Genomic DNA, 22,522 nt, shown 5'->3' with positions numbered 1-22,522 from the left:
TCACCGACTTAACCAGTATTTTTGCAGTCAATTAGGCCATTAAGATGACGGACGCTAAAACCAACAAACCGCTTGAAAATGAAGAACATGATTTTAGTCACTGGCAATTACCTGATGTGACTGAATCTCAAGCTGATGCTCCGTCAAACTTATTTGGTCACTTAGGTGCCAATAATCCGCCACCGCAAGCGGATGACAAACCGTTATTACCGCCAACCATGGCTGAGATTGAGCAAATTCGAGCAGAGGCAGAGCAAGAAGGGTTTGAACAAGGCAAAGTTGATGGGTATAACCAAGGGCTTGAGCAGGGGAAATTAGCAGGGTTAGAACAAGGTCACTCAGAAGGATTTAGCCAAGGCGAGCAACAAGGCTATGAAGAGGGGTTGAATAAAGCGCATGAGATGTTAGAGCGCTTAACGGGCATTGTGCAACAGTTTGAGCAACCGTTAATGATTCTCGACGCTGAAATTGAGTCAGAAATGCTCACCCTTGCTATTAATCTGGCAAAATCCATTGTGGGCCATGAGCTAAAAACTCATCCAGAACATATTTTATCTGTGCTGCGCCAAGGTGTTGACTCACTGCCTATTAAAGAACAGCAAGTAAAACTTCGATTACATCCTGACGACGCCACCTTAGTCACCAAAATGTACAGTGATGCTCAGTTAGCAAAAAACCATTGGGAAATCGATGCCGATCCTTCTCTGAATTCCGGTGACTGTATTATTAATAGCTTACGTTCAAGCGTGGATTTGCGAGTTGAAGAGAGAATGAAGCAGGTGCTCTCTCAGCTTCAAGAGCAAGCACAAGGTATTCAACATAATGTTCAAACAGTGAAATCGGATTCTAACCTTTATCAAACTGATATTGTCGATGAACTACCAGCAAGAGATTTGGATTCAACGGCGACATCTTCACCAGTTCGACATGAGCCAGAAACAACGATTGCAGATGTGAATGAGCCTGRCGCTGCATTGTCGCCAAAACAACTGTCCCCTGAAATAGCCAATCTAGCAGCATCAGACGCGCCTGTAGAGGAAGCGAGTCAAGCTCCTGACACTTCTGTAACTGCTGAGGATATAGACGATGCAAAGCCGTCAACATCAGCTACTGAATAAACTCAAAATACAAAGCCAAAAAGTCAGTCCTTTGCGCCCTGTTGCAAGTGGGCAATTGGTGCGTGTTGTAGGGTTAACGCTAGAGGCAACGGGCTGTCGTGCACCTGTCGGTAGTTTATGTTCAATTGAAACTATGGCTGGTGAGCTAATTGCTGAAGTGGTTGGATTTGATGATGAACTCTTGTATTTGATGCCGGTAGAAGAATTAAGAGGCGTGTTACCAGGAGCAAGAGTTCAACCCTTAGGTGAGCAATCAGGGTTAAATGTCGGTTTAAGTTTATTAGGGCGCGTGCTTGATGGTAGTGGTGCACCGTTGGATGGTTTAGGCCCATTAAACACAGAACAGCAAGCGTCAAGACATGCACCACCGATTAACCCGCTTTCTCGGCGGGCTATTTCAGAACCCTTGGATGTGGGAGTCAGAGCGATTAATGCCATGCTAACCGTAGGTAAAGGTCAGCGTATGGGATTATTTGCTGGTTCTGGTGTCGGTAAAAGTGTGCTACTTGGCATGATGACTCGGGGGACAACGGCAGATATTATTGTCGTTGGCTTAGTGGGAGAGCGTGGTCGAGAAGTAAAAGAATTTATTGAAGAAATTTTGGGCCCTGAAGGTCGAGCTCGTTCGGTCGTTATCGCTGCGCCAGCTGATACTTCACCGTTAATGCGACTTCGAGCGTGTGAAACGTCTACACGAATAGCTGAATACTTTAGAGATCTCGGCTATAACGTCTTGTTATTGATGGACAGTTTAACTCGATATGCTCAAGCGCAACGTGAAGTTGCCCTTGCTGTCGGGGAGCCGCCTGCAACCAAAGGTTATCCGCCTTCAGTATTTGCCAAGCTGCCACGTTTAGTGGAACGAGCCGGTAATGGTGGACCGGGGCAAGGTTCTATTACTGCGTTTTATACGGTATTAACCGAAGGTGATGATCAACAAGATCCCATTGCAGATGCGTCTCGAGCGATTTTAGATGGTCATATTGTGTTATCAAGGACGCTTGCAGATTCAGGGCATTACCCTGCAATAGATATTGAACAATCTATTAGTCGTGTTGCGCCTATGGTTATTTCAGCAGAGCACCTTGAGTCGATGCGACTGGTTAAACAAATGTATTCCTTGTATCAGCAAAACAGAGATCTTATTTCGATTGGTGCTTATTCCCAAGGGAGTGACCCTCGAATTGATAATGCGATTCGCCTACAACCGGCTATGAATGCCTTTTTAAGGCAAGGCTTTAAAGATGTAATTACTTTTGATGATAGTCAAACTATGGTTGGGCAGATTGCTGCTCAATGTAAATAATGCGCCGAACTGATCCCTTGTTAACCGTATTAAAGTTGAACAAAGAAGCTGAAGAGCAAGCTGCGCTTCAGCTAAAGTCTGCTCAGCTTGAACAACAAAAACATCAAAGCCAACTTGATGCGCTTAATAATTATCGGCTTGAATACATGAAACAAATGGGCGAAAACCAAGGAAAAACCCTCAGCGCAAGCCAGTATCATTCTTTTCATGAATTTATAAAGCAAGTAGATCAAGCCTTATTACAACAAGTTAATGCGGTAAAAGAGGCTGAGAAACAAACGGGTTATCGTCAGGTTCACTGGCAAGAAAAACAACAAAAGCGCAAAGCTGTTGAATTGTTACTTGAAAAAAACGCCCAAAAAGCCCAGCAGCTTGCCAATAAAAAGGAACAAAAAGCATCAGATGAATTTGCTATGCAGCAGTTTATCCGCAAGAAATCTCGCTAAGGTCTTTTTATTATTTTTATCAATTCATCATTCGTTTCATTTCACTGTTTACTGTCACTACTCTTACCAATTTGCAACTTTTTACAAAGATAAAAGTTTGGCATTTAATTTGCTAGTTACTTGTATTAACTTCGCAAAGTGTCAGCTTTGTGACAATGGATAAACCCCCAGAAATGACCTTGTTAATGGTTTCGATTAGGGGAGTGATTTGGAGTTGGTTATGCAGCAGATGAGTAATATTTTATTAGGCAATAGTGGTAAAGTTGCAAGTGTTACTGGTTCAGATAAATCGCAAGGTGCTGATAATCAATCTTTTCTATCTGTTTTTAACCAAGCGTCACAAATGGATGTTGAAAAGACCAAGTTGGCAAGAAGTAGCGAGACAAATGTAGAAGAGCAGTCTGATGTCGCAATTGAAGAGGCTGATGTAGAGTTAATTTTTGCGCAAATTGGTATGTCTGAAAATTTTGATAAAGTCGGTCCTTCAGATCCAAGTGGCAAAGAATTGCCGTTAGATGAAGAGCTTTTAGCGGACGAAGGCTCAGCAATAGATTCTGACATGCTGGATTCTGAATTATTGGCAAATACTCAGACAATCAACTCTGATGAACAACTTGAGACTGATGAAACCGTCAACGCTTTTCTATCATCGTTGACGGCTGAACAGCTCACTCAGTTAAGTGAGTTTTCATCAATGGATAGCGAGAAATTAGCGAGCCTTACGCCAGCGCAGCTTAATCAATTGATTGCTGATTTCAATCGTCAGCATCAGCTAAGCGGTGAACAAGCGTTGCCTTTAATGGCTCTGACAGATAAGCAAGCTGTGCTTGCAAATGCTAATGAAGGTGCGGCTGACAGTGACTCAGTTAAAAACGTCGCTAATTTAGCATCCAATACGCAAGCTAATACCAATCAAACAAATAATGCATCATTAGTGAACCCTCAGTCAGTGGTTAATACGACACTTGAAATGCAAGCCAGTAAAAATACTGCAGAGGCGAATCTCAATGCCGAAAAAGGCACGATAATAGGCGAAGCAAGCCAAGCAGAGACGAAGTCATCCTCTAAAGAGGTGCCTCAAATCAATTTGTCCAAAGCTGAGTTAACTGTGTCAATGGATAAACAAATAGCTAAAAATGCAGCGTTGGCCAGTTCAGCTGCTAGCGCAGCAACGTCTGAGTTAACACCAGAGTCAACTGAAGTAAAAGCATTACAAAATCAAAGCAGCTTTACGGCGCAACATAAAAGTGATGTCCCACAATTCCAGCTATCTTTACGCCAAGGGGCTGAAGCTGCGGTGAACATGCAAGATATGATTCAAAAATTTGCTCCAGTGATGAAGCAGCAATTAATCACTATGGTTGGACAAGGCGTTCAACATGCTGAAATTCGACTTGATCCTGCCGAGCTCGGCCATATGGTCGTGAGAGTTCAAGTTCACGGTGAGCAAACTCAAGTACAGTTCCAAGTCGCACAATCACAAACAAGAGATCTCGTCGAACAAGCGATTCCTAAGTTACGCGAAATGTTAGCTGAAGAAGGACTTCAACTTGCTGATAGTCATGTTTCTCAAGATGGTGATAACGAGTCGAAATCTGAATATGATGAACAAAACAGCAATGGTGATGCGATGTTGGATGAAATATCAGCACAAGAACTCGACATTGCAGCAAAACATTCACTGAGTAGCAATTCTGCTATAGATTATTACGCCTAAGTCGGTAATCTATAGCCAACAAGTTAAGACTGTTGGTGCGCTATAGCGAATGTTAATAATTTTACTGGCAGCGCAATAAATAAATGGAATGAATTATGGCTGAAGAAGAGTCTTTAGAGTTAACCACAGAGAACCAACCTAAAAGTAAAAAGAAGCTCATCATTTTTATTGTAATAGGTGTGGTGTTGCTTGCGGTTATCGCAGGTGCTGCAATGTTCTTTTTAGGTGGAGATGAAGAGTCTGCTTCAACAACACCGGGCACAGCAGCAACAAGTGAAGTGGTGGAAGATGATTCAACCAAAGGTAAAGCGAACTACGTCGGTATGCCTAGGCCGTTTTTGTTTAATTTACCAGGAGTCGATAGAGCAAGGTTAGTTGAAATTAAAGTTCAACTAATGGTACGAGGCGACGATGGTCAAACAGCTAAAATGCATATTCCTTTAATTGAAGATGCGTTACTGACAACATTTAGTGCTGCTGATGTTCAAAAGCTCAGTACTCAAGCTGGAAAAGACGAGTTAAGACAAATGGCCTTACTAAACGTGCAAAATACATTGCAACCTGTAGCGGGTCGAAAAATAGTCGAAAAAGTACTATTTACTGGCTTCGTAATGCAATAACGCCAGTGAAAAAGCCAAGGTGATGACGTGAGTGATTTATTAAGCCAAGACGAAATTGATGCGCTACTCCATGGTGTTGATGATGTCGATGAAGATGACATTAATGAGAATGATGATACTCGGGTATATGACTTCTCATCTCAAGATAGAATTGTGCGTGGGCGAATGCCGACGCTGGAAATTGTAAACGAACGTTTTGCTCGTCATCTTCGCATTAGCATGTTTAATATGATGCGCCGTGCAGCCGAAGTCTCGATTAATGGCGTACAAATGCTCAAGTTTGGCGAGTACGTGCATACGTTATTTGTGCCAACAAGTTTAAATATGGTGCGTTTCAGTCCGCTAAAAGGGACTGCACTTATCACGATGGAAGCACGTCTGGTATTTATTCTCGTTGATAACTTCTTTGGTGGTGATGGACGTTTCCACGCCAAGATTGAGGGACGTGAATTTACCCCGACCGAGCGTCGCATTGTACAACTATTACTGAAAATTATTTTTGAAGACTACAAGGATGCTTGGGCGCCAGTGATGGATGTCGAGTTTGAGTACCTTGACTCTGAAGTTAACCCTGCAATGGCGAATATTGTTAGCCCAACTGAAGTTGTGGTGATTAACTCCTTCCACATTGAAGTGGATGGCGGCGGTGGTGATTTTCATATCACGATGCCGTATTCAATGATTGAACCGATTCGAGAATTATTAGATGCGGGTGTTCAAAGTGATAAACAAGATACCGACATGCGCTGGGGCCAAGCATTACGTGATGAAATCATGGACGTGCAGGTTGGAATCGATGCCAATATTATTGAACATGAAGTGACTCTTAGAGATGTCATGGAGTTTAAAGCTGGTGATGTGATACCGATTGAATTACCAGAACACATCATGATGCGAATCGAAGATTTACCGACTTATCGATGTAAATTAGGTAAGTCTAGAGATAACTTAGCGTTAAAAATCAGCGAGAAAATACCTCGACCAGAAACCGCTAAATCGGAACTACAATTAATTACGCGTAAGAAAGGTAAAGCGCGTGATATTTCAGAATTATAAGGTGAAGTAATGAGTGATGATACTGATGATTGGGCAGCAGCGATGGCAGAGCAAGCTCTTGAAGAAGCAAATGTTGCTGAACAAGTCGAGCTTGATGAGTTAGTTGATGAGTCTGCGCCTATTTCAAAAGAAGAAGCAGAAAAACTTGATAGCATCATGGACATTCCTGTCACCATCTCGATGGAGGTAGGGCGAAGCTTTATTAGTATTCGTAATTTACTGCAGCTTAACCAAGGCTCAGTTGTTGAGCTTGATAGGGTGGCGGGTGAACCATTAGATGTTATGGTTAATGGTACCTTGATTGCCCATGGTGAAGTGGTTGTGGTGAATGATAAATTTGGTATTCGCCTAACAGATGTGATCAGCCAAACTGAACGGATCAAAAAGCTTAAGTAAAATAGAGATAAAACACCCATCAATTAGTAAAGGATTTATTTGTGTTAAATGCTGTTAGTTTGTTCGCCATTGCGAGTTCTGCTGTCAATGAGGCTGCGTCACCCGTGGTGGCTACTCGGGGGGCGGAAACATCAAATATTGCAGCCTTATCCAGTATGATGGGTGGCCTGATATTAGTGATTGCGATCATTTTTGTTCTGGCATACATCGTTAAAAAGCTAAACCTCGTTCAATCTAATCAAGGTGTCATAAAAACCGTTGCAATGACGCCGTTAGGGCAAAAAGAAAAACTGGTGCTTGTTGAGCTAGAAGGCCAACAATATTTACTCGGCGTGACCGCGCAGCAAGTGAATCTGATTGAAAAATTAGACAGCGCAGTACAAGTTGAAACCACTTCATTTGCAAGCCGTTTAAAGCAAGCCAAAGAGCAAGCTAAGTCAGCTTCCAAGGAATAACGATAATGAAAAAATGGATTGTTCTGACATTATTGACGGCATTATTTTTCACCCCTTATAGTTTTGCAGAAGACGGCATTTTAAAAGCCGTCACAGTCACAACAGGGGCCGATGGTAGCACTGAATACTCAGTAACAATGCAGATTTTGTTATTGATGACGGCGATGAGCTTTATTCCAGCCATGGTCATCATGCTGACTTCATTTACCCGTATCATTGTCGTGCTTTCTATTTTGCGTCAAGCGCTTGGATTACAGCAAACCCCTTCAAACCAAGTGTTGATTGGTATGAGCATGTTCATGACATTTTTTATCATGGCGCCAGTCTTCGACAAAATCTACGACCAAGCGGTTGAGCCATATATCAATGAATCACTGACAATGCAGCAAGCGTATGAGGTAGGCAAAGAGCCACTTAGGGCATTTATGCTGTCTCAAGTCAGAACCACAGACTTAGAAACCTTTATTGAAATTTCTGGTTACACCAATATCTCATCTCCAGAGCAAGTGCCTATGAGTGTTCTGGTACCTGCTTTTATCACCAGCGAATTAAAAACGGCTTTTCAAATTGGCTTTATGTTGTTTGTGCCATTTTTGGTGCTCGATTTAGTGGTTGCGAGTATTTTGATGGCGATGGGTATGATGATGTTATCGCCGATGATTGTTTCTTTACCATTCAAGATTATGTTGTTTGTATTAGTTGATGGTTGGGGATTAGTCATGGGAACACTTGCCAACAGTTTCGGCACGTAAGGGCCAACTATGTCACCAGAGTCGTTAATTGATATATTTCGTGAAGGGCTGTCGGTTATTGTATTGATCGTTTCAGCGATTATTTTACCGGGTCTTTTTGTCGGCTTGATTGTTGCTGTGTTTCAAGCAGCCACCTCAATTAATGAACAAACCTTAAGTTTTTTACCAAGGCTGTTAATGACGCTTTTTTCATTAATGTTTTTAGGCCATTGGTTAGTGCAAACCATGATGGATTTCTTTTACACCATGGTTGATATGATCCCGCAAGTGATAGGCTAGCTTGATGGAGATTCTATTTGAGGAAATTAGCCAAACAATAGCAGCTTATGTCTGGCCGTTATTCAGAATTTCTTCAATGTTGATGGTCATGGCGGTATTTGGCGCTAATACCACTCCAGCAAGAGTCCGCTTATTATTATCAGTCGCCATTACCATTGCTGTGGCGCCAGTGTTACCTGAACCCGTTGGCAATATTGAGCTATTTTCGTTAAGTGCAGTGTTTATTACAGCGCAACAAATCCTTATCGGTACTGCAATGGGGTTTGTCACTATTTTGGTCATGCAAACTTTTGTATTAACTGGACAAATTATTGGTATGCAAACCAGTTTAGGTTTTGCGTCAATGGTTGACCCAGGCTCAGGACAGCAGACACCCGTTGTAGGTAATTTCTTTTTATTATTGGCAACATTGATTTTTCTTGCCGTGGACGGGCATTTGCTGATGTTTACTATGCTGGTGGCGAGTTTTGATACGATTCCTATTTCAAATCAGGGCTTCACAATTACAAATTATCGCAGACTTGCTGAGTTTGGTGGCTATATGTTTGGCGCTGCACTCACCATGTCAATTTCAGCGATTGTCGCCTTATTATTAATAAACCTTTCTTTTGGGGTAATGACTCGTGCATCACCTCAATTGAATATTTTCGCAATTGGTTTTCCAGTCACTATGGTGAGTGGATTGCTAATTTTGTGGTTAACTTTAGGACCCATCATGTCTCATTTCGATGAGGTTTGGCTGCAAGGCCAAGTATTGATGTGTGATATTTTGCAACTGACCTGTCAAACTGACGGCTCGATAACTCGGTAAATTACTGATGGCAGAAGATACTGGTCAAGAACGCACCGAGGAACCCACCGCCAAGCGACTGCAACAGTCGCGTGATAAAGGGCAGGTGGCACGTTCAAAAGAGTTAGGTACAGCAGCGGTATTACTCGCATCAGCAGTGGGTTTTGCTATTGTGGGACCAAACCTTGCGCGAAGTCTGCATACCATCATGACGCAAATTTTGACCATGGAACGTGACCAGATTTTTGATACCAACTCCATGTTTCTCGTTTGGGGAATTATTGGCACAGAGCTCGCGTTCCCGTTATTCAGCTTTATTGGCTTTTTAACTGTCATCGCATTTATCGGTAATATCATTCTTGGTGGTATGACGTTTTCTGTAAAAGCTTTTATGCCTAAAGGCAGTAAAATGAATCCTGCCAAAGGCTTTAAGCGGATGTTTGGTACTCAAGCATTGGTTGAGCTGACTAAGGGGATTGCCAAATTTTCTGTGGTGGCCATTTCAGCCTATTTCTTGTTAAGTTTTTACTTCTTTGACATTTTAACACTGTCGACTGACCACTTGCCTGGCAATGTATATCATGCGCTAGAGCTATTAGTGTGGATGTTTATTTTACTGTGTTCTTCGATGTTATTCATTGTAATTATTGATGTGCCATTTCAAATATGGAATCACAACAAACAATTAAAAATGACCAAACAAGAAGTAAAAGACGAATATAAAGACACTGAAGGTAAGCCGGAAGTGAAAGGGCGTATTAGGCAAATGCAGCATGAAATGGCGAATAAGCGCATGATGTCTGAAGTCCCTAATGCCGATGTTATTGTGGTAAACCCCGAGCATTACGCTGTGGCTGTAAAATACGATGTTATGCAATCATCTGCGCCATTTTTAGTCGCGAAAGGTGTGGATGATGTCGCATTTAAAATACGCGAAATTGCTCGAGAGCATGAAGTGCCGATTGTCTCTGCACCACCTTTAGCCCGCGCCATTTATCATACGACGAAAATTGAACAGCAAGTGCCAGAAGGGCTCTTTACTGCTGTTGCGCAAATTCTTGCTTATGTTTTTCAGCTTAAACAATATCAAAAAGGCAAAGGGAAGCGCCCTAAACCTATCCCTTTAAATCAACCTATCCCCGATGACTTAAAACACTAATTGAGATTTATTGTTTTTTGGTTATAACTTGGTCACTCAGCTGAGAATTTCTGTTTGAACCTTTCTTTTGGCGTAGTAATTGCTAACTAGAGACGTTAGCGTCAAGAATATTACTATAAAGGTTTCCTACTGATGGATGTAAAAGCAGCATTAGGCCAAGTTAAACAAGTTAGATTCAGTACTTTCAAAGGTGTTGGTACACCGCTATTGGTACTTGCTGCACTCGGCATGGTCGTGCTACCAATGCCCGCATTTTTACTCGACATCTTGTTTTCATTTAACATTGCACTTGCTCTGGTTGTGCTGTTAGTTGCTATTTATTCTGATCGTCCATTAGATTTTGCTGCTTTCCCTAGTGTGCTTCTTGTTGCGACCTTATTACGTCTAGCGCTCAATGTCGCTTCCACTCGGATTGTATTGTTAGAAGGCCACAACGGTGGAGATGCTGCAGGTAAAGTCATTGAGGCATTTGGCTCAGTCGTTATCGGTGGTAACTATGCTGTCGGTTTAGTGGTTTTCCTTATCTTGATCATTATTAATTTTGCCGTTGTAACTAAAGGTGCTGGACGTATTTCTGAGGTCAGTGCTCGCTTTACATTGGATGCTATGCCCGGCAAACAAATGGCGATTGATGCTGACCTTAACGCAGGTACATTGACGCAAGACCAAGCTCGAGTTAGACGTGCTGAAGTGACTAAAGAGGCAGACTTTTACGGTGCGATGGATGGTGCGTCAAAATTTGTAAAAGGTGATGCCATTGCGGGTATCATGATTTTGGTCATCAACATTCTTGGTGGCTTTGTTATTGGTATGGTGCAACATGGGCTAGATTTTTCGAGTGCCGTTGAAATTTATACTCTGCTCACTATTGGTGATGGCTTAGTTGCTCAAATTCCAGGATTGTTACTATCGATTGCTGCTGCGTTAATGGTCACTCGTCAAAATGAATCTGGTGACATGGGCGGTATGATGATTAGCCAGATGTTTGATAGTCATAAATCAATGGCGATTGCATCTGCTGTATTGTTCATCATGGGTATTGTCCCTGGAATGCCTCATTTTGCTTTCTTAACTTTTGCTGTGATTACTGGCATAGCAGCTTACATGATTTATAAACGTAATAATGACGCTAAAACTGCGGCCCTTGAAAAAGCTGTGAGCAGCCCAGCAGAAGTTAAAGATGCTGAACCCAAAGAGCTGAGCTGGGAAGATGTTCAACATGTTGACACTATTGGACTAGAAGTGGGGTATCGCTTAATTCCTCTTGTGGATAAAGGTCAAGGCGGCGAATTACTTGGCCGTATTAAAGGGGTGCGTAAAAAACTATCTCAAGAGTTAGGCTTCCTTGTTCCCGCTGTGCATATTCGCGACAACTTGGATTTATCACCAAATAGTTATCGAATCTCGCTGATGGGCGTTGTTGTTGGTGAGGCTGAAGTTAGGCATGACTGTGAACTTGCCATCAACCCTGGACAAGTTTACGGTAAACTTGATGGCATTGAGACAACTGACCCAGCCTTTGGTTTAGAAGCAGTATGGATAGCACCTGAGCAGCGTGAACATGCCCAAACATTAGGGTATACGGTCGTGGATACCGCAACGGTAGTAGCGACTCATATTAGTCAGTTATTGACGAACAATGCTGCGAAATTACTGGGCTATGAAGAAGTACAGCAATTAATGGACATGCTAGCTAAAAACTCTCCGAAGCTTATTGATGGCTTTATTCCAGACATCATGCCACTTGGCTCAGTGGTTAAAGTGATGCAAAACCTTCTTAATGAAGGTGTTTCTATACGAGATTTACGTACAATAGTGCAAACACTGTTAGAATACGGTACAAAGAGTAATGATACTGAAGTATTAACAGCCGCAGTGCGGATTGCATTGAAGAGAATGATTGTTCAAGAGATATCTGGACCAGAATTAGAAATCCCTGTCATAACATTGGCGCCAGAGTTGGAACAGATGTTGCACAAGTCTATGCAAGCGACAGGCGGTGAAGGGCCAAATATTGAACCAGGCCTTGCAGAACGCATGCAGAAGTCATTATTAGACGCTTCTCAGAAGCAAGAAATGGTCGGTCAGCCAGCCATTTTATTGACATCAGGTATGCTAAGGTCAACGCTGTCACGATTTGTTAAATATACTATCCCGAATTTACGGGTTATTTCTTATCAAGAAATTCCTGATGAAAAGCAAATACGCATAGTATCTGCAGTAGGGCAATAGCGATGACTTTCTGTTTGAAAGAGGTGTTAAGTGAAAATTAAACGATTTTTTGCCAAAGACATGCGTTCAGCATTAGCTCAAGTGAAAGACACCTTGGGGTCAGATGCTGTGATCATGTCAAATAAGAAAGTCACTGGTGGTATAGAAATTGTTGCAGCTGTTGATTACGACGAGCCAAAAGCTGATGTTGCAGTGAACTCACCTGTTCCTGGTTTTATGGACGTGAGTGATGACCAAGTTTCGTTAGGTATCAACAAGCCATCAGTTAAAGCCCAGACCAAAGTGAGCCCACCACCTGCGGCAGACTCTCTGCAAGCGTTATTAGAAAAGCAGCATAATCGTTTACAGCAACAGATGACTCAGCGAGTAGAAGAAACGGAATTACCTGATTGGGCAAAACAGCTTCAAGATACTAAAGCCGCTAAAGCTGACAGTAAACCGCAGCCGCAATTCGACCAACCAAGAAGTTCATCAAGAAATCATAGTCAATCTGAAGAAATGGAAGCCATGCGCGAAGAAATGGCGTCATTACGCGGATTGTTGACCCATCAAGTTTCATCCTTGATGAAGGATCAGAAAAAACGTACAGACCCAGTTGGGGCTATGCTTGAAAGTAAACTCATTAATGCTGAGTTTTCTCCAGCTGTCGCCGCAAAATTAGCAGGGCTTAGTCAACAATATACCCCAGCAGATTTGGTTAGAGCACTACCACAGAGTTTAGCGAATTTATTAGATAATCAAGGTGATGATATTGTGCGCACTGGTGGCGTTGTTGCTTTTGTTGGTCCAACAGGTGTTGGAAAAACGACCTCACTAGCAAAACTAGCTGCTCGATTTGCTGCACATCATGGCCCAGAGCAAGTTGCATTAATTACAACCGATCATTATCGTATTGGAGCCTTTGAGCAATTAGCAACTTATGGCAAAATAATGGGCTGTCCTGTTAAACAGGCACATGATTTAGCTGAATTAGAACAAATTCTTTATCAGTTTAAGAATCGTAAGTTAGTATTAATAGATACTGCAGGTATGGGACAACGTGATTTACGCCTATATCAGCAATTAGATGATTTAATGGCAAATACAAGAATACCGATTAGAAGTTATTTAGTGATGTCAGCAACTTCACAACGCAGAGTGTTACAAGATGCAGTTGAGCATTTTAAACGCATCCCGTTATCGGGAGTTATTTTGACAAAACTAGATGAATCCGTATCGATTGCCGGCGCATTAAGTGTATTGATTCAAAATGGGTTACCATTAAGTTATGTAACTGATGGTCAACGTGTTCCAGAAGATATGCAAGTTGCAGATACGCTAATGTTAGCGAAACAAGCGTTAGCAGCATTAAACGACACCAAACCTCAAACGTCACCTGACACTGCGTGGTCAAATGACATGGCCTACGCATTCGAGTAAAAATATGACCCGAGATCAAGCAAGTGGTTTACGTATGATGAATCAACCAAATAACGACAAAGTAAAAGTAATCGCAGTAAGTGGCGGTAAAGGCGGCGTGGGTAAAACCAGTGTGTCAATTAATACAGCTGTTGCCCTTGCTGAGAAAGGTAAACGAGTACTCGTACTTGATGCCGATTTAGGCTTAGCGAACGTCGATGTGATGCTCGGTATTCGAGCTGAACGTAACCTATCTCATGTGCTGTCTGGCGAAGCTGAACTGGATGATATTATCGTTCGTGGCCCTAAAGGGATCGGTATTGTACCGGCCACTTCAGGTACACAAGCGATGGTTGAACTGACTCAAGCTCAGCACGTTGGACTCATTCGTGCTTTCAGCGAAATGAAAACCCAGTTTGATGTACTGATTGTCGATACGGCAGCAGGTATTTCAGATATGGTGTTAAGTTTCTCTCGTGCTTCACAAGATGTATTGATTGTGGTTTGTGATGAACCGACATCAATTACCGATGCATATGCCTTGATAAAAATTCTGAGTCGTGAACATGGTGTGTTCCGGTTCAAAATTGTAGCAAATATGGTACGAAGTTTACGCGAAGGTATGGAGTTATTTGCCAAACTGAGTAAAGTAACCGATAGATTCTTAGATGTGGCTTTAGAATTGGTTGCTACGGTGCCATTCGATGAGAACTTACGTAAGTCTGTACGTAAACAAAAATTAGTTATCGAAGCCTTTCCTAAGTCTCCTGCGGCCATTGCATACCATGGTTTAGCGAATAAAATTATGAGCTGGCCGATACCGCAACAGCCTGGTGGACATCTTGAATTTTTTGTTGAACGTTTAGTTCAGCGTAAAGATCCACAAGAGGATACTACGAGTGAATAAAGCCGCCGCGTATACTCAGTTTGATAATAAAACTTCAATTGTTGAACAGTATGCTCCGTTGGTAAAAAGAATTGCACATCACATGCTAGCAAGGCTGCCAGCATCAGTGCAATTAGATGACTTATTACAAGCAGGGATGATGGGGTTGCTAGAAGCATCAACGAAGTTTGATGGAAGCAAAGGGGCAAAATTTGAAACCTTTGCAGGCATCAGAATTCGTGGCTCTATGATTGATGAAATCCGTCGCGGAGACTGGGTTCCTCGTTCTGTGCACCGTAATCAGCGCCGAGTGGCTCAGGTTATTGATGAACTAGGACAAGAACTTGGCCGTGATGCTAGAGATACCGAAATTGCTGAAAAGCTAGAAATGACATTAGAAGAATATCACCATATTCTCAATGATGTGTCAGTCGGTAAAGTCATCGGAATAGAAGATCTTGGTGTTTCTGAAGATGTGATTGTAAGTGAGGAAACAACTCACGATGAAAATTTTGATTCTTTAGCTGAAACTCAGTTTAAATCTGCGTTAGCCGAAGCAATTACAACATTACCCGAAAGAGATGCGTTAGTTTTGTCGCTATATTATGACGAAGCATTAAATTTAAAAGAAATCGGTGCCATTCTTGAGGTCAGCGAGTCGCGTGTTAGCCAGATATTAAGTCAGGCAATGCTGCGTCTTAAAGGCAAGCTTAAGCATTGGACACAGGTATAATTATTAATAAAAGCACAGTGTGAAGCTCACCGGAGGAAACCTTGGACAAGAATATGAAGATTCTTATTGTTGATGACTTTTCAACAATGAGACGCATCATCAAGAACTTGTTGCGAGACTTGGGGTTTAATAATACCCAAGAAGCAGATGATGGCTCAACCGCCTTACCAATGTTACAAAAAAGCGAATTTGATTTTGTTGTCACTGACTGGAATATGCCAGGCATGCAAGGAATTGATTTGCTAAAGGCTATTCGTGCTGATGATTCATTAAAACATTTACCTGTTTTAATGGTGACCGCAGAAGCAAAACGCGAACAAATTATCGCAGCAGCGCAAGCTGGTGTGAATGGTTATGTTGTTAAACCGTTTACCGCTGCAACGCTAAAAGAAAAACTCGATAAAATCTTTGAGCGTTTAGCATAAGCTAAGGATAAGTTATGCAGGCAGCAATATCGGGGTTAATCGACCTTGAGCAAGCCAAGCAGCTCGTAGCACTACTTGAAGATGGACAACAAGAACAAGCTGATGACGTCATTCGTGACTTATCAGCGCCGCTTCAAAGAGAGTTGTTTGATGAAGTGGGTAAATTGACACGTCAATTACACAGTTCATTAAATGAATTCCAATTAGATACGCGTTTAGCCGAACTTGCCAACAACGAAATACCTGACGCAAAAGAAAGATTGAACTTTGTCATCGATATGACAGAGCAAGCTGCAAATAAAACCATGGATGCAGTTGAAGAATGTTTACCTTTGGCCGATACAATAATAAATAACATTCAATCGGTCACGCCAATGTGGGATAAATTGATGCGTAGGGACATTGCTCTTAATGAGTTTAAGGCTCTGTGTCATGACGTCCAACATATCATGTCTCATAGCGAACATGACTCAAGTCGATTAAGAGAATTGCTCAATCAGATATTGATGGCGCAAGATTTCCAAGACTTAACCGGGCAAATGATCCGTCGTGTTATTGATTTAGTCAGAGAAGTGGAAAGCAGTTTAGTGTCAATGCTAACCATCTTTGGCGAAAATGCAGCTGACTCGGCACGGGTCGTTGATGAAAATAAAATTGAAGCAGAAGGCCCTATCTTGAATGCTGAAACACGTGAAGACGTGGTGACTGGCCAAGATGAAGTGGATGATCTGCTCTCAAGTCTGGGTTTCTAACTAGGAGTCAAATTTAATGTCTTTTGATGTTGATGAAGAGATACTCCAGGACTTTTTAATTGAAGCTGGTGAAATTTTAGAGCTTCTGCAAGAGCAACTTGTCGCTCTTGAAAATAATCCTGATGATGCTGATTTACTGAATGCTATTTTTAGAGGGTTCCACACTGTTAAAGGTGGTGCTGGATTTTTAAGTTTAGGCCCAATGGTCGATGTGTGTCATGAGGCAGAAAATACCTTTGACTTACTAAGAACGGGCAAGCGCCAAGTAAATGCAGAATTAATGGATATTATTCTGCAAGCAGTTGATGCCATCAACAGCATGTTCGAACAAACTCAACAAGGTCAGCAACAAGATGATGCTGATCCTGAGTTGTTGGAAAAACTCAAATTATTAAGTTCTGGTGAGCCTTTGCCATCAGAGCTTGCTGGTAGTGCAACTCATGCTGATCATGAAGTTGAAGTTGTCGAAGAATTTATTGAATCAATTTCTGAAGACGTTGTAGAGACTGTTGAAGAACCTGCAGTTGAAGCACAACTTGATGACGAAACCTCAGATGCGTCAGGCTCTATTGATGATATCGACGAAAGTGAATTCGAAGCTTTACTTGATGCACTTCATGGTGAAGGAAAAAGTCCAACGTCTCAAGTAGACCCTGAACCTGCAATTGCGCCAGTTGCTGAATCTGAACCTGCTGCCAACAGCGATGAAATCACCGATGATGAATTTGAAGCGCTATTAGATGAGCTTCATGGTTCAAGTGGTTTTAATGCCGCGCCAACAGCGAAAGCGACTCCTGCGCCAGTTGAACAAGAACCTGCCGTAGATGCCGATGATATTACTGATGACGAATTTGAAAAATTATTAGATGAGTTGCATGGAAAGGGGTCTGCACCAGCGGCCGTTAAACCTGCAGCATCGACATCCTCAAAGCCTGCTTCATCAGCAACAAGCTCATCGCCATCAAACGCAAGTCAGTCAGCTGCCGATAAAGCGCAAACTACCCAAGCTAAAGCTGCTGAACCAGTTGCAACTCCTGCTGCTAAAGTAGAGAAAGCTGCTCCGGTTGCAAAAGCGCCAGCAGCGCCTAAAGCAGCTGCAGTGGCTAAGAAGGCAGAGCCTGCAAAAGCGCAAATGCCTCAAGGTGAGACAACTGTTCGCGTAGATACCTCGAGACTCGACCAAATTATGAATATGGTCGGTGAGTTGGTTCTGGTTAGAAATCGATTAGTGAGTTTAGGTATTTCTCGCGATGATGAAGAGATGTCTAAAGCTTTAGCTAACCTCGATCTTGTTACTGCTGACCTTCAAGGCGCAGTGATGAAAACACGTATGCAACCGATCAAGAAAGTGTTTGGTCGCTTCCCTCGAGTTGTACGTGATTTAGCGAGAACATTAAATAAAGAAATTGATTTAGTCATGGTGGGTGAAGATACCGACCTTGATAAAAACTTGGTTGAAGCATTAGCCGATCCTTTGGTTCACTTGGTGAGAAACTCAGTGGATCATGGTATTGAAATGCCTATCACTCGTGAAGCCAATGGCAAGTCACGTGCAGGTACAATTACCCTGTCGGCAAGCCAAGAAGGTGACCATATTCTTCTCAAAATTGAAGATGATGGGGCTGGAATGGATGCTGATAAGTTAAAAGAAATTGCTATTAGTCGTGGTGTATTGGATGAAGATTCAGCCGCTAGAATGACTGATAATGAAGCTTATAACTTGATTTTCGCACCAGGCTTTTCGACCAAAGTTGAAATTTCAGACATCTCCGGCCGTGGTGTTGGTATGGATGTCGTTAAAACACGTATTACCCAGCTTAACGGAACCGTACATATTGATTCTGTGAAGGGTAAAGGCACCATTTTAGAAATTAAAGTGCCTCTGACTTTAGCAATTATGCCAACCTTGATGGTGGATGTGGCTAAACAAGTCTTTGCCTTACCGTTATCAAGTGTTAACGAAATTTTCCATCTCGATCTAACTAAAACAAATGTAGTAGATGGTCAATTAACTGTCATTGTGCGTGATAAAGCGGTACCGCTATTCTATCTAGAGCAATGGTTACATCGAAATAAGACCAACTTTACTCATGGTGATAAGCAGCAAGGCCATGTAGTGATTGTTCAGTTAGGGACAATGCAAATTGGTTTTGTCGTTGACGCCTTGATCGGCCAAGAAGAAGTTGTGATTAAGCCTCTTGGCAGTATGTTACAAGGTACGCCAGGAATGGCTGGGGCAACAATTACTTCTGATGGTGGTATTGCACTTATTTTAGATGTACCTGGATTGCTGAAATATTACGCCAAGAATAAGAAGTAAGAGTTCCAATTTTTAAGGACTTAAATGGCTACCAAAGTATTAGTTGTAGATGACTCAAGTTTCTTTAGACGACGGGTCAGTGAGATTGTTAATCAAGATCCTGACCTAGAAGTTGTTGGTGTTGCAGTTAATGGCAAAGAAGCCATTGAGATGACTGAGAAGCTTAAGCCTCAAGTGATTACTATGGATATTGAAATGCCTGTTATGGACGGTATTACTGCCGTGCGCCATATCATGGCTTCGAATCCAACACCGATCTTAATGTTTTCATCATTAACCCATGATGGTGCGCAGGCGACGCTTGATGCATTAGATGCGGGTGCGTTAGACTTTTTACCTAAACGATTTGAAGATATTGCATCTAATAAAGATGATGCGATTAAGCTACTACAACAAAGGGTAAAAGCGTTAGGTCGTAGAAGACTGTATAAACCTATAGCTCGTGCCAATGCGACTTCTCGTCCGTTGACTAGTCATTCAACAGGCAAGCCTACCAGTTCGCTGACATCACTGCGTTCAAAAACGAGTTCAGCTAGCGAACAACCAGTTAATGCCACATCTGTGTCATCCATTAGAGCAAGTGGTAAAAAATATAAAGCATTGCTAATCGGCACATCGACAGGTGGTCCAGTCGCACTGCAGAAAATTTTGACGTCATTTCCAGCTAGTTATCCTCATCCAATATTGCTAATTCAACATATGCCTGCTGCTTTTACTCCAGCATTTGCCAGTCGACTCAATAGCTTATGCAAAATTGACGTGAAAGAAGCACAAACTGGCGATACCTTGAAACCCGGTTGTGCGTATTTAGCGCCAGGTGGCATGCAATTGATGATAGAAAAAGCGGGGGCGCTAGGGCGATTAAAAGTGATTGCAGGTAATGCTGACATGAACTACAAACCCAGTGTCGATATTACCTTTGCTTCTGCTTCAAAAGCATTTGGCAGCGATGTTATGGCCGTTGTGCTAACAGGAATGGGAGCAGATGGCCGTGAAGGTGCTAGAATGTTAAAGGCCGCTGGCGCCACTATTTGGGCGCAAGATGAGGCGAGTTGTGTTGTTTATGGCATGCCTCAAGCCGTTACATCAGCGGGAATATCATCACACTCTATAGCCTTAGGTAATATGGCTGAAGCGATTTTGAAAGAGACAGCTCGTGGCTAAAGCGAGCCATTCAATGTCGACCCAGCACATGCTTGTCGTGTTTTTGTTGGTTATTGGAGTGATTGCGCTTGGCGCACTTTATTTTGATCTTGCTAAAGAAAATCGACAATTAACAAAACAAGTAGAAGAGCTTAAAGCATCGCAAGTATTATTGATGGTACCCGATGAACAGGCTGCAGATATTGCCAATTGGTTAGCAAAATACCCTGAACAAACTAAAGCTTTGGCCGCAAGAGCGGCTGATGGAGAAGGAATAACAATGACGTTTGGCCCAGGGAGCGATGCGGTTTCATCACAGTCAGCGGCAAGCACTAATGCTGAGCAGCAATTTTCAAACTCAGTCATTTCAAACGGAGTTGTAACTGAAAATGCACAAGGTGTGAAAGTGATTACCTTACCCCATGGGGGGATCAGAGTTACCACACGTGAGGCTGAGCCTAGTAATAGCAATAACAAACAATAACAATAATATAGTGCAAACACTTATGAGTAATGAGGCGTGATTTGAAAGTATGGACAATTGCTAATCAAAAGGGTGGTGTCGGCAAAACCACAACGGTGGCAAGTTTAGCGGGTGCGTTAGTAAAACGTGGCCAAAAAGTGCTTATGATTGACACGGATCCTCATGCTTCATTGGGTTACTATCTCGGTATTGATTCAGAAGAAATCCCAAGTTCACTATATGATATTTTCCTTTCACATAAGACCCTTACTCTTGAAAGTGTTGAAAAGCATATCGTCCCCACATCCATAGATGGATTGGATATTATTCCTGCTTCAATGGCCCTTGCTACCCTAGATAGAGCGCTCGGTCATCAAGAGGGGATGGGGTTAGTACTTAGAAATGTGACCTCGTTACTTGCAGATAAATACGATGTGGCTATCATCGACTGTCCACCTATTTTAGGGGTGTTGATGGTCAATGCATTGGCTGCGAGCCAGCATATTGTTATTCCTGTGCAAACAGAATTTCTGGCGATTAAAGGCTTAGAACGTATGGTTAAAACAATGGGGTTAATGGGGCGTTCTAAAAAAACGACCTATAGTTTTACCATTTTACCTACCATGTTCGATAGAAGAACCAAAGCATCACCTATTGCATTGAAGTCGTTAGAAGAAAAATATCCTGATACCTTGTGGCCAGATGTTATTCCTGTCGATACTAAGTTTAGAGATGCGAGTCTTGCGCATGTCCCTGCTTCTCACTATTCCCCGAGCAGCCGAGGTATGAAAGCTTATAATCGACTATTAGATTTTTTGCTCGCCAAGGAGTTTAAGCATGTCAAAATCGGTTGACGAAACTGTTTTTGATTTTTTTTCTGTTTTATTACAAGAAGCTCCAGAAGAGCCGGCAGGCGTAGCTGACTCCGAAACTCCCTTTTCTAATTCAACAACTGCTAAAACAGACAATGCAACTAACTCTATTGCCGCAACGAAAAAGACTATTGATACTCACGAGGCATTAATAAATGAAAAAACAGCAGCTAACCCTCGAGATATCAATTCAGTAGATTTCAAGAAAAAGCACAGCAAAGTGGTACACAAGCCTGTCGCTCCAACTGACGATGTTCCGCAGCTCAACGAGGCTAGGGTTGCTGGCACATCACAACAGAGCAAAGCGTTTGCTGAACCTCCAGTTGATAAAGCGGCTTTATCTAAATTACTTTCAGTCGTGTCGAAACATGCTGAACCAGCTGCTAGTGCAACGATTAAGAAGCAAGGTGTTGTCGAGCCTACATTAGAAAAAGCACAAGAAAATCTTGCTGCGGATATTAAACAACCTTCAAGTAGCAAGGTTCAAGATGATATTAAATTAAAAGCACAGTTATTGAGGGAAAAGCTTAGCCAAGCAAGCCCTGAAACTCAGGCAAACAGCCTAGATAAAAAAATTGACACTTCTGGCGCATCTGTCAGTAAAGTATCTGAAAAAACTGCCGATATATCATTAGAGAAAAACCATTCAAGGGAAGACACCCTTGATAGTAAACGAGAGTCATCTCCTGCTTTACAAACTGGAGCAACACCACCAAGTGTCACTCAAAACTTGCAAGAAGTGCTTGATAATGAGTTTCAGGTACTGTTTTTTAATGTTGCAGGGCTGACACTTGCTGTGCCATTGGTAAGTCTAGGTGGTATTGTTAAAATAGAGCATATTAGTCATCTAATAGGTCGCCCGGATTGGTTTTTAGGAGTACAAACACGCAGGGAGCAAAAAGTTAACGTAGTGGATAGTTGCCGCTGGGTTATGCCAGAGAAATACACTAAAGAATTGGCTGAAAGCGTAGATTATCAGTATTTAGTAATGCTAGAAGACAGTGATTGGGGCTTGGCTTGTGAGTCATTAGTTAACRCTGTAAAAATAGATAAATCACAAGTTAATTGGCGTGAAAAACCTGGTAAGCGTCCGTGGCTTGCTGGTGTGGTAAAAGAACAAATGTGTGGCATTTTAAACGTGCAAGCGCTTATTGAAATGCTAGATGCAGGATTAGGTTGTCAAGATTCGATTGACTGAGGTTAT

At 42.2% G+C, this 22,522-nt stretch carries 23 protein-coding genes; all 23 read left to right on the top strand.

What is annotated here, in order from left to right; genetic code table 11:
* Nucleotides 1-44: 44 nt before the first annotated feature.
* The 23 genes from fliH (at nucleotide 45) to A9267_RS05395 (ending at nucleotide 22,516) form a co-directional block, all read left to right on the top strand.
* The gene (fliH, locus tag A9267_RS05505; protein WP_065108530.1) at nucleotides 45-1,118 is read left to right on the top strand and encodes a flagellar assembly protein FliH; all 1,074 of its coding nucleotides are present in this window, start codon (nucleotides 45-47) and stop codon (nucleotides 1,116-1,118) included.
* Nucleotides 1,087-2,424, top strand: coding sequence for a flagellar protein export ATPase FliI (gene fliI / locus A9267_RS05500; protein WP_055025027.1), 1,338 nt, complete (start codon nucleotides 1,087-1,089; stop codon nucleotides 2,422-2,424). The genes fliH and fliI overlap by 32 nt, the downstream gene beginning before the upstream one ends.
* A complete protein-coding gene (gene fliJ / locus A9267_RS05495; protein WP_055025026.1) occupies nucleotides 2,424-2,870 on the top strand; it encodes a flagellar export protein FliJ in 447 nt (148 codons plus the stop codon). The genes fliI and fliJ overlap by 1 nt, the downstream gene beginning before the upstream one ends.
* A gap of 220 nt (nucleotides 2,871-3,090) precedes the next feature.
* Entirely contained in the window at nucleotides 3,091-4,587 is a 1,497-nt protein-coding gene (locus A9267_RS05490; protein ID WP_065108529.1) for a flagellar hook-length control protein FliK, read from the top strand.
* Nucleotides 4,588-4,682: 95 nt separating this feature from the next.
* Nucleotides 4,683-5,207, top strand: a complete 525-nt coding sequence (fliL, locus tag A9267_RS05485) for a flagellar basal body-associated protein FliL (protein WP_055025024.1) — start codon at nucleotides 4,683-4,685, stop codon at nucleotides 5,205-5,207.
* A 27-nt stretch (nucleotides 5,208-5,234) separates the two neighbouring features.
* Nucleotides 5,235-6,263, top strand: a complete 1,029-nt coding sequence (gene fliM, locus A9267_RS05480; protein ID WP_055025023.1) for a flagellar motor switch protein FliM — start codon at nucleotides 5,235-5,237, stop codon at nucleotides 6,261-6,263.
* Nucleotides 6,264-6,272: 9 nt separating this feature from the next.
* On the top strand, nucleotides 6,273-6,659 hold the full coding sequence (gene fliN / locus A9267_RS05475) for a flagellar motor switch protein FliN (RefSeq protein ID WP_055025022.1): 387 nt from the start codon (nucleotides 6,273-6,275) through the stop codon (nucleotides 6,657-6,659).
* A gap of 41 nt (nucleotides 6,660-6,700) precedes the next feature.
* Nucleotides 6,701-7,114 carry a flagellar biosynthetic protein FliO gene (gene fliO / locus A9267_RS05470; protein ID WP_065108528.1) on the top strand — a complete coding sequence of 138 codons (414 nt, stop codon included), beginning with the start codon at nucleotides 6,701-6,703 and terminating at the stop codon, nucleotides 7,112-7,114.
* Between the two features lie 5 nt (nucleotides 7,115-7,119).
* Complete coding sequence (gene fliP / locus A9267_RS05465) at nucleotides 7,120-7,866, top strand: flagellar type III secretion system pore protein FliP (protein ID WP_055025020.1); 747 nt, start codon at nucleotides 7,120-7,122, stop codon at nucleotides 7,864-7,866.
* Nucleotides 7,867-7,875: 9 nt separating this feature from the next.
* Entirely contained in the window at nucleotides 7,876-8,145 is a 270-nt protein-coding gene (gene fliQ / locus A9267_RS05460; RefSeq protein WP_055025019.1) for a flagellar biosynthesis protein FliQ, read from the top strand.
* Nucleotides 8,146-8,149: 4 nt separating this feature from the next.
* A complete protein-coding gene (gene fliR / locus A9267_RS05455; RefSeq protein WP_055025018.1) occupies nucleotides 8,150-8,956 on the top strand; it encodes a flagellar biosynthetic protein FliR in 807 nt (268 codons plus the stop codon).
* A 7-nt stretch (nucleotides 8,957-8,963) separates the two neighbouring features.
* Nucleotides 8,964-10,094 (top strand): flagellar biosynthesis protein FlhB, encoded by a 1,131-nt coding sequence (gene flhB, locus A9267_RS05450; RefSeq protein ID WP_055025017.1) that lies wholly within the window; start codon nucleotides 8,964-8,966, stop codon nucleotides 10,092-10,094.
* A gap of 132 nt (nucleotides 10,095-10,226) precedes the next feature.
* Nucleotides 10,227-12,326, top strand: coding sequence for a flagellar biosynthesis protein FlhA (gene flhA, locus A9267_RS05445; RefSeq protein WP_055025016.1), 2,100 nt, complete (start codon nucleotides 10,227-10,229; stop codon nucleotides 12,324-12,326).
* A 30-nt stretch (nucleotides 12,327-12,356) separates the two neighbouring features.
* Nucleotides 12,357-13,745 (top strand): flagellar biosynthesis protein FlhF, encoded by a 1,389-nt coding sequence (gene flhF, locus A9267_RS05440; protein WP_065108527.1) that lies wholly within the window; start codon nucleotides 12,357-12,359, stop codon nucleotides 13,743-13,745.
* 4 nt (nucleotides 13,746-13,749) lie between these two features.
* A complete protein-coding gene (locus tag A9267_RS05435) occupies nucleotides 13,750-14,631 on the top strand; it encodes a MinD/ParA family protein (RefSeq protein ID WP_055025014.1) in 882 nt (293 codons plus the stop codon).
* A complete protein-coding gene (locus A9267_RS05430) occupies nucleotides 14,624-15,343 on the top strand; it encodes an RNA polymerase sigma factor FliA (RefSeq protein ID WP_055025013.1) in 720 nt (239 codons plus the stop codon). The genes A9267_RS05435 and A9267_RS05430 overlap by 8 nt, the downstream gene beginning before the upstream one ends.
* Before the next feature lie 41 nt (nucleotides 15,344-15,384).
* Nucleotides 15,385-15,768 (top strand): chemotaxis response regulator CheY, encoded by a 384-nt coding sequence (gene cheY, locus A9267_RS05425; RefSeq protein ID WP_080916243.1) that lies wholly within the window; start codon nucleotides 15,385-15,387, stop codon nucleotides 15,766-15,768.
* A 14-nt stretch (nucleotides 15,769-15,782) separates the two neighbouring features.
* Nucleotides 15,783-16,520, top strand: coding sequence for a protein phosphatase CheZ (locus tag A9267_RS05420; RefSeq protein WP_055025011.1), 738 nt, complete (start codon nucleotides 15,783-15,785; stop codon nucleotides 16,518-16,520).
* A 16-nt stretch (nucleotides 16,521-16,536) separates the two neighbouring features.
* On the top strand, nucleotides 16,537-18,840 hold the full coding sequence (locus A9267_RS05415; protein WP_065108526.1) for a chemotaxis protein CheA: 2,304 nt from the start codon (nucleotides 16,537-16,539) through the stop codon (nucleotides 18,838-18,840).
* A gap of 24 nt (nucleotides 18,841-18,864) precedes the next feature.
* Nucleotides 18,865-20,004, top strand: coding sequence for a protein-glutamate methylesterase/protein-glutamine glutaminase (locus A9267_RS05410; RefSeq protein ID WP_065108525.1), 1,140 nt, complete (start codon nucleotides 18,865-18,867; stop codon nucleotides 20,002-20,004).
* Nucleotides 19,997-20,467: a membrane anchored protein in chemotaxis locus gene (locus tag A9267_RS05405; RefSeq protein WP_231919054.1), complete on the top strand. Its 471-nt coding sequence runs from the start codon at nucleotides 19,997-19,999 to the stop codon at nucleotides 20,465-20,467. Before A9267_RS05410 ends, A9267_RS05405 begins: the two co-directional genes overlap by 8 nt.
* Before the next feature lie 41 nt (nucleotides 20,468-20,508).
* A complete protein-coding gene (locus tag A9267_RS05400) occupies nucleotides 20,509-21,300 on the top strand; it encodes a ParA family protein (RefSeq protein WP_065108524.1) in 792 nt (263 codons plus the stop codon).
* On the top strand, nucleotides 21,284-22,516 hold the full coding sequence (locus A9267_RS05395; protein WP_082972212.1) for a chemotaxis protein CheW: 1,233 nt from the start codon (nucleotides 21,284-21,286) through the stop codon (nucleotides 22,514-22,516). Before A9267_RS05400 ends, A9267_RS05395 begins: the two co-directional genes overlap by 17 nt.
* The last annotated feature ends 6 nt before the right edge of the window (nucleotides 22,517-22,522 follow it).

Source organism: Shewanella sp. UCD-FRSSP16_17, from assembly GCF_001675935.1.
GTDB lineage: Bacteria > Pseudomonadota > Gammaproteobacteria > Enterobacterales > Shewanellaceae > Shewanella > Shewanella japonica.
The sequence above is the reverse complement of the archived record's forward strand: the minus strand, read 5'-3'. Positions and strand labels throughout refer to the sequence as shown.